Raw genomic sequence first — 5,560 nt, 5'->3', positions numbered from 1 at the left:
CGATGCTCGACGAGTTCATGGAGTTCGTCGGCTCCGTTCCGCCCGATGCGCTTCGGGGCCGCTACCGCCCGCTCGACTTCGGCGAGAACGGGCAGCCGTGACTCTCCCGCCCGGCTACCAGCTCGTCATCGTCCCGCCGTACGGGTCGAGCGGCCTCGAGCGCGATGTGATCGCGACGGACAGCGAGGTCATCCGCACCCGCGACGAGGCGGTCGCGCTGGCGTGGGCTGACCATCGGCGCTCTCTGATCGAGGCGCACCTGCGGCAGGCGACCGGATGGTCGGGACGCGGGGAGCCGGCGAGATGGCCGGAGCCGATCCGGTCCGAGTGCCAGCGGATCCTCGCCCTGAACCGCGTGCACCGGCCGACCGACGCCTACCTGGAGATTTTCCCGGAGGACGGTCCGGTCATGACCCACGCGCTGGCCACCGGCGATCCGTCGGGCCTGCGGGACCTGACCAACCTGATCTGGCGGGACGACACGCACCAGTACGAGATCCTGCCCATGGCCGACGGGGGAACGTCGGCGGTACGGCGCAGGCGCACCGACCTGCGGTTCCGGTTCGAGTTCTCCGGACGGCTCGTCTACGACCCGGAGTTCGAGCGGGACTATTCGGGTCACGCCGACCCGACGTTCACGATCGGCGGCCGAGACTTCGTCACCGAGCTGGAGGACGACAAGGGCTACGCGGTAACAGCCACGTTGAACGGCGAGACGGCCGCCGAGGGCACGCTGCACGTGTCGATGGGGTCGCAGGGCTACTCATGGAACACCCCGGGCGATGCGGACGAGCTGAAGGTCGGGGATGTCGACCTGATCCTGGCGCTGATGCGGCTGTCGAAGCTGGGGGAGAACGAGGTGGATGTGACGCTGGTTATCGAGCAGGTGCCCGCTGGTGGCTGACCTACGCGCCCTAGTCCGGCAGCTCAGATCGCTCACCCGCAGGGCCGAAGGTGGCACCGTCACCCAACCCCCACCGGGCGACAGCCGGCCTGTCATCGGTGCCCACGGCGCCCACGATCTGGCCGACCTGATGGTGGGCCCTGCCGAGCAGATGGAGCGGCTGGTGGGCGGTTTGACCACCGTCCCGAACCCGCTGTGCGTTAATCCGGTTGAGGTCGTCCAGTACGGGCGGCCGACACAGTGGCTGTGTGGCTGCAACCCTCACGATCAAGCCACAGGCGGGATGCTCGGCCTCGACCCGGGCGGGGGCTGACATCGGCCAGATGTTCGGTTCTCATACGCGACCCGACCCGAATGTGCAGATCGTTTACTTCCGCCGCCGGGCGATGTGAACACAGCCCACATCGGAACCCGGTTATCCACAGGCGGCGGTGAGACCACACCGTCCCCGCCCTCGACGTCGTACGTTGCTGTCGGCGGCCCGCCAGCGCGCGGGGGCCGGGCCGCCACCCTGCTACTCTCAAATCACCGTCTTCTCTGTCGACGGCTTCTTCGCACAAGGGGCGCCCCGCTGTTGGCGCAGCGGCCCCCACACAGCCCCGGGTTGCCGCCCGGGGCTTTCGTGTTTCCCCAAGGGCTGCTCAGCGGCGCAGAGACCCCGTAGGCCGCGACAGGCGGGCCGCCCCGCCCAGCCCCATCAGGTAGGTCAGCAGCCACACCGCGGCGTCCATCCGGTTCGGGCTGTCGTTCCCGCCCAGCCACGTGCACATTTCCCCCTCCATCTCGCCCAGGTCGGCGGCGTGCTGCACCCGGTTCCCGGCCTCGTAAAGGGCGGCCACCGGTTCGGCGCGGGTCCGCTTGCCTGTCTTCGCATGGACGATCCGGATCCCGGGCAGGGCCCGATCCTTCGGGATCACCTCTTCTTCTTGGAGTTGCTTCCACGCCACCTGCAGCACGAGTTTGTTCAGCGCATAGCCCTGGTTGCCTTCGGCGATGAACCCGGTGGCGTCGAACTCCAGGAAAGCGAGGCAGGCGGCACGGCCCCACTGGGCGGGGGAGCTGTTCAACGTGCGGTCGGCGAGGACCCACGCCCGGTCCGCGTTCACGCCGACACCACGGCCCCCGACGACGATCCCCGCGGCGTCACCTGACCCGTCCTCGGTGACCGAAGGATCGATCGACACCACAACCTGTGCGAGCTGCGGCACCTGGTCGGGCCGGCACTGGTCAAACCAGGCCCGTTTCCACCCCGCGCCTTCGATCGGCGCCGGCCGCTGCTGGTACAAGGCGGACCAGACCCGGCCGCCGACCCGCCGGCGGATCTCAGCCAGTGCCTCTTCGTCGTACCGTTCCGGCCATAGGGCTTCGCCGCGGGCCCGGCCGAGGAGATCGTCGTCCGATTCGGCGAGGGCGGGCAGGTTGATGACCCGCCACCGCCCGGCCTCGTCGGCGTCGGCGAGGAGCCGTCCGGCGATGTCGTCCTCATCCCACCGGGTGAGGATCAGGATGATGGCCCCGCCGGGCTCCAGACGGGTCAGGAACGTCGACTGCCACCACTCCCATGCCCGGCGGCGCATCGTCGGCGAGGCTGCGTCTGCGGCGTCTTTGAACGGGTCGTCGCAGATCCCCAGATGCATGCCACGGCCCGTAAGAGCACCGCCGATACCGGTCGTGACCATGCCACCCTCATGGCCGTCCAAGTTCCACCGGTTCGCCGCCTTCGACGACGCAGCCAGCCGCACGCCCAGATCCAGCGTGCCATCGGTTCCGTCGTGCTGTTCGATCTGGTCGCGGATCCACCGGCCATGCTCGTCAGCCAGCTCCGCACCGTAGGAGGCCAATGCCACCCGGCGGTCGGGGAAACGGCGCAGATACCAGAGCGGGCCCCAGCGGGATGCCCTCCGGGTTTTGCCGTGCCGCGGCGGCATGGTGATCATCACCCGGTCGATCAGACCCTCGGCGATATCCACAAACGCCTGATCAACCAGATCCAGGTGCGGGGCCTGCATCTCCCGGCCACCCGTCACCCTCGCGGCCAACGCCCCCGGTGACACATCCACAACCTGATCGGCCAGCGACCCGCGGTCCAACTCGGCCAGCCTGGCTCGCAACTCCAACTCCCGGCGAAGCAGCCCCAGGCGGCGCTCAGCCAGCGTCTCGGCCAGCACGCTCCCGCTCCGCCAGCTGCCGTTCCAAATCGGCGACCTCCGCGGCAATCGCGTCGATCGTCCGCACCTCATGCTTCACCGGCGCGTCCAACCCGACCAGCTTCGCCCGACGGTCCTGGATCTTCAACAGCCGGTCGATCGCCTGCAGCACCGGGCCGTCGTCGACCAGTGGGGCCCCGTGGCCCTCCAAGATCTCGGCCTCGCCGTTGTCGTTGATGACCGGCTTGCCCTCGCGGATGAGCCGTCCTTGGGAGACCGTCACATGCTCACGGGTCAGCACGGCCATCGCAGCCTCATACAGCCGGTCCAGCCGTTCCAGTTCCAGTACACGCAGTTCGTCGCCGGCCTCGCGGATCGTGGCCGCCAGCACTCGCTGCACCGCTCGACGGGCGGCGGAACGGTGGGAGTAGCCGAGGGCGACGGCGATCGCCTCGTAGGTTTTCCCATCGGCGCGCATGTTCGCCGCATCCCGGTCACGTTCCGCGTTGCGGATCGTGCGTTCACCGTCGGCTTTCGCCACGTGTCACCCCCTTACGTGCTGTCACAGGTGCTGAATCGGTTGCTTCAGATCAGTCTAGGTGCGGATTCCGTGCTATCCGCCGTCGAGGATCTCCTGTTCGAGCCGAGGCCAGTCGGGGAAGCCGCCGTACACCTGCCGGTAGTAGGGGAGGCGGGCCTGTGGGGTGGTGAGGTCGGCCCAGCATTTCTGGCAGAGGCCCGGTGGGACGGTGAGTGTGCCGTTGCGCCAGTTGGTGTGGCTGGTGGCGAAGCGGAACGGGGTTCGGCATCGTTCGCAGGCCGCGTAGTACGGGGCGAGGATCTTTGACCATCGGCCGAGGCGGATGTTCATGTTCTTGACATCGGTGCTGTCGGCTGGTGGCAGGGGCAGTGGCAGTCGTGGGAGTAGACGCACACCCCCGGGCACATCTCATGCGGGCAGGGCCCGAACACCTCGCCGTCGACGCACCTGTCGGTTTCCTCGTCGAGGCCGCAGTGGCAGCGGTGGTCCGGGGCTGTGGGGTTGCCAAGGCAGACCGGGCAGGTGGTGGCCATGCCTGCTTCGGCCTGGTCGACCCAGGCGGCGGGCGGGGTGACGGTCACCGTGGCGGCTTGATCTCGGAGTTGAGCGAGAGGTCCGGGGGATGCGGGGCGGGAGCCACGGGTCGCCAGCGCGGATCGTAATCCGCATGATCGCGCCAGATTGAGGCGAAGTTGCTAAGCGTCATGGACGCGGCTCGGTCGTGGAGGTTGCCCCTGGAGAAGTTGGGGTGCGGGTGATCTCTCTGGCGTAGACGTCGCATGCGAACGAGAACGGCGTCCCGCTGGAACGGCGTGAGACTTAGCGCCCTCGACTCCTCCTCGTCAAGTCGCGCCTCAATGAATTCGTCCATCTCTACTGCGCGATCGACGAGCCGGTGGATGTCGGCGACGTCCATCACAACAAATCCCTTCATGGACGCATCCCGTCCGAGTGGATGATGGCATCCTCGCCGAGCCGCTTCCAGAACCGGCCCTCGCCGAGCCGGACGGCCACCCCGTACCAGCGCCCGCACGGGCAGGGCCACGCTTCGCCGGGTGGCAGCGCGGGCACCTGCCAGTCAGGGCTGTGGTCGGCCTCGCGCATCGGCGGGTCGCAGTAGTGCGTCCAGCCGAGAAGGTTGACGGTGCGTTCCTCGGTCGTGTCCTGCCGAGGGGACGTCATTCGTCCAAGTCCAGCTGCGGGCCGAGGTCCGGATGCCATGACGGTTCGTAGCCCGGCTGGTCGGAGAACTCGAAGGCGCACATCCGGGCCGCATAGTTCACGCCGTCGGCGTAGCCGGCCGCGTGTGGGTCGATGTCACGCATCAGCTCGGCTGCGTCCCAGGAGGCGAGGTGCCGTTCGTCTACGGTCATGCCTTCGACGTCGAGCGATGGGGGCATGAAGCCGGGCGGCGGGTCGGAGTAGTCGACCGGGCCGACCATGGTGCGGATGAAGGTGAGGATGGCACGGCGGTATTGGGCGTCTTGGTCGAGAATCATGGCGCCTGATCCTGCAGGTCGGGCTGCTGGTCCGCCCTCCAGTTGGCTTTTGCTTGGGTGGCAGTAGCTCCCACGGGCGTTGTTGTCGTTGGGGGTCACGGCGCCCAGCCGGGGTCGTAGTCCTCGTGGTGCCGCCAGATGCGGCCGATGTGCTGCAGCGCCTCGATGCCCACCTCGTCGACCGGCGGCGCCCCGTCCTCCGATGCGGCCTCCATGGCGTCGACGAGGTCGTCGAGGGCAGCGCAGCGGACCTCCACGGGGCGCCGGACATCGAAGGGGGTGTTCGGGTGGTCGACGTCGACCCGCTCCTCGTCGATGCGCTCCCGACAGAAGGCGATGAGCGCGTCCAGCGCCTTGGTGTTACGCAGGTCGGTCACGGCGCCCACTCCTCGCGGTAGTCCGGGTGATGCCGCCAGATCGCGGCGATGTGGCTGAGGACCACCTTCGCCAGATCGCACGGCCTGCTGTG

Annotated in this window: 8 protein-coding genes; 1 reads left to right on the top strand and 7 read right to left on the bottom strand. The window is 68.4% G+C overall.

Annotation, left to right across the window (positions count from 1 at the left end; genetic code table 11):
- The first annotated feature begins 97 nt into the window (after window positions 1-97).
- A complete protein-coding gene (locus tag FDN03_RS15920) occupies window positions 98-904 on the top strand; it encodes a hypothetical protein (protein ID WP_138178572.1) in 807 nt (268 codons plus the stop codon).
- Window positions 905-1,545: 641 nt separating this feature from the next.
- Here FDN03_RS15920 and FDN03_RS15915 read toward each other — a convergent pair.
- The 7 genes from FDN03_RS15915 to FDN03_RS15885 all read right to left on the bottom strand — a co-directional run bounded on the left by FDN03_RS15915 (window position 1,546) and on the right by FDN03_RS15885 (window position 5,468).
- Window positions 1,546-3,072 carry a terminase family protein gene (locus FDN03_RS15915; protein ID WP_171021293.1) on the bottom strand — a complete coding sequence of 509 codons (1,527 nt, stop codon included), beginning with the start codon at window positions 3,070-3,072 and terminating at the stop codon, window positions 1,546-1,548.
- On the bottom strand, window positions 3,050-3,592 hold the full coding sequence (locus tag FDN03_RS15910; RefSeq protein WP_138178570.1) for a hypothetical protein: 543 nt from the start codon (window positions 3,590-3,592) through the stop codon (window positions 3,050-3,052). The genes FDN03_RS15915 and FDN03_RS15910 overlap by 23 nt, the downstream gene beginning before the upstream one ends.
- Before the next feature lie 72 nt (window positions 3,593-3,664).
- The gene (locus FDN03_RS15905; protein WP_138178569.1) at window positions 3,665-3,922 is read right to left on the bottom strand and encodes a hypothetical protein; all 258 of its coding nucleotides are present in this window, start codon (window positions 3,920-3,922) and stop codon (window positions 3,665-3,667) included.
- A gap of 247 nt (window positions 3,923-4,169) precedes the next feature.
- A complete protein-coding gene (locus FDN03_RS15900) occupies window positions 4,170-4,526 on the bottom strand; it encodes a hypothetical protein (protein ID WP_138178568.1) in 357 nt (118 codons plus the stop codon).
- On the bottom strand, window positions 4,523-4,774 hold the full coding sequence (locus FDN03_RS15895; protein WP_138178567.1) for a hypothetical protein: 252 nt from the start codon (window positions 4,772-4,774) through the stop codon (window positions 4,523-4,525). Before FDN03_RS15895 ends, FDN03_RS15900 begins: the two co-directional genes overlap by 4 nt.
- The gene (locus tag FDN03_RS15890) at window positions 4,771-5,091 is read right to left on the bottom strand and encodes a hypothetical protein (RefSeq protein WP_138178566.1); all 321 of its coding nucleotides are present in this window, start codon (window positions 5,089-5,091) and stop codon (window positions 4,771-4,773) included. The genes FDN03_RS15895 and FDN03_RS15890 overlap by 4 nt, the downstream gene beginning before the upstream one ends.
- A 95-nt stretch (window positions 5,092-5,186) precedes the next feature.
- On the bottom strand, window positions 5,187-5,468 hold the full coding sequence (locus FDN03_RS15885) for a hypothetical protein (RefSeq protein WP_138178565.1): 282 nt from the start codon (window positions 5,466-5,468) through the stop codon (window positions 5,187-5,189).
- Window positions 5,469-5,560 lie beyond the last annotated feature (92 nt).

The sequence above is a fragment of the Glutamicibacter sp. V16R2B1 genome, from assembly GCF_005774635.1.
Lineage (GTDB): Bacteria > Actinomycetota > Actinomycetes > Actinomycetales > Micrococcaceae > Glutamicibacter > Glutamicibacter creatinolyticus.
Note: the sequence above shows the minus strand (reverse complement) of the source record. Positions and strands in the feature narration are given on the sequence as shown.

Excerpts from the sequence above, each read along its gene's own strand:
- FDN03_RS15890 (WP_138178566.1), bottom strand. The coding sequence starts at position 5,091 with ATGATTCTCGACCAAGACGCCCAATACCGCCGTGCCATCCTCACCTTC.
- FDN03_RS15895 (WP_138178567.1), bottom strand. The coding sequence starts at position 4,774 with ATGACGTCCCCTCGGCAGGACACGACCGAGGAACGCACCGTCAACCTT.
- FDN03_RS15905 (WP_138178569.1), bottom strand. The coding sequence starts at position 3,922 with ATGAACATCCGCCTCGGCCGATGGTCAAAGATCCTCGCCCCGTACTAC.
- FDN03_RS15900 (WP_138178568.1), bottom strand. The coding sequence starts at position 4,526 with ATGAAGGGATTTGTTGTGATGGACGTCGCCGACATCCACCGGCTCGTC.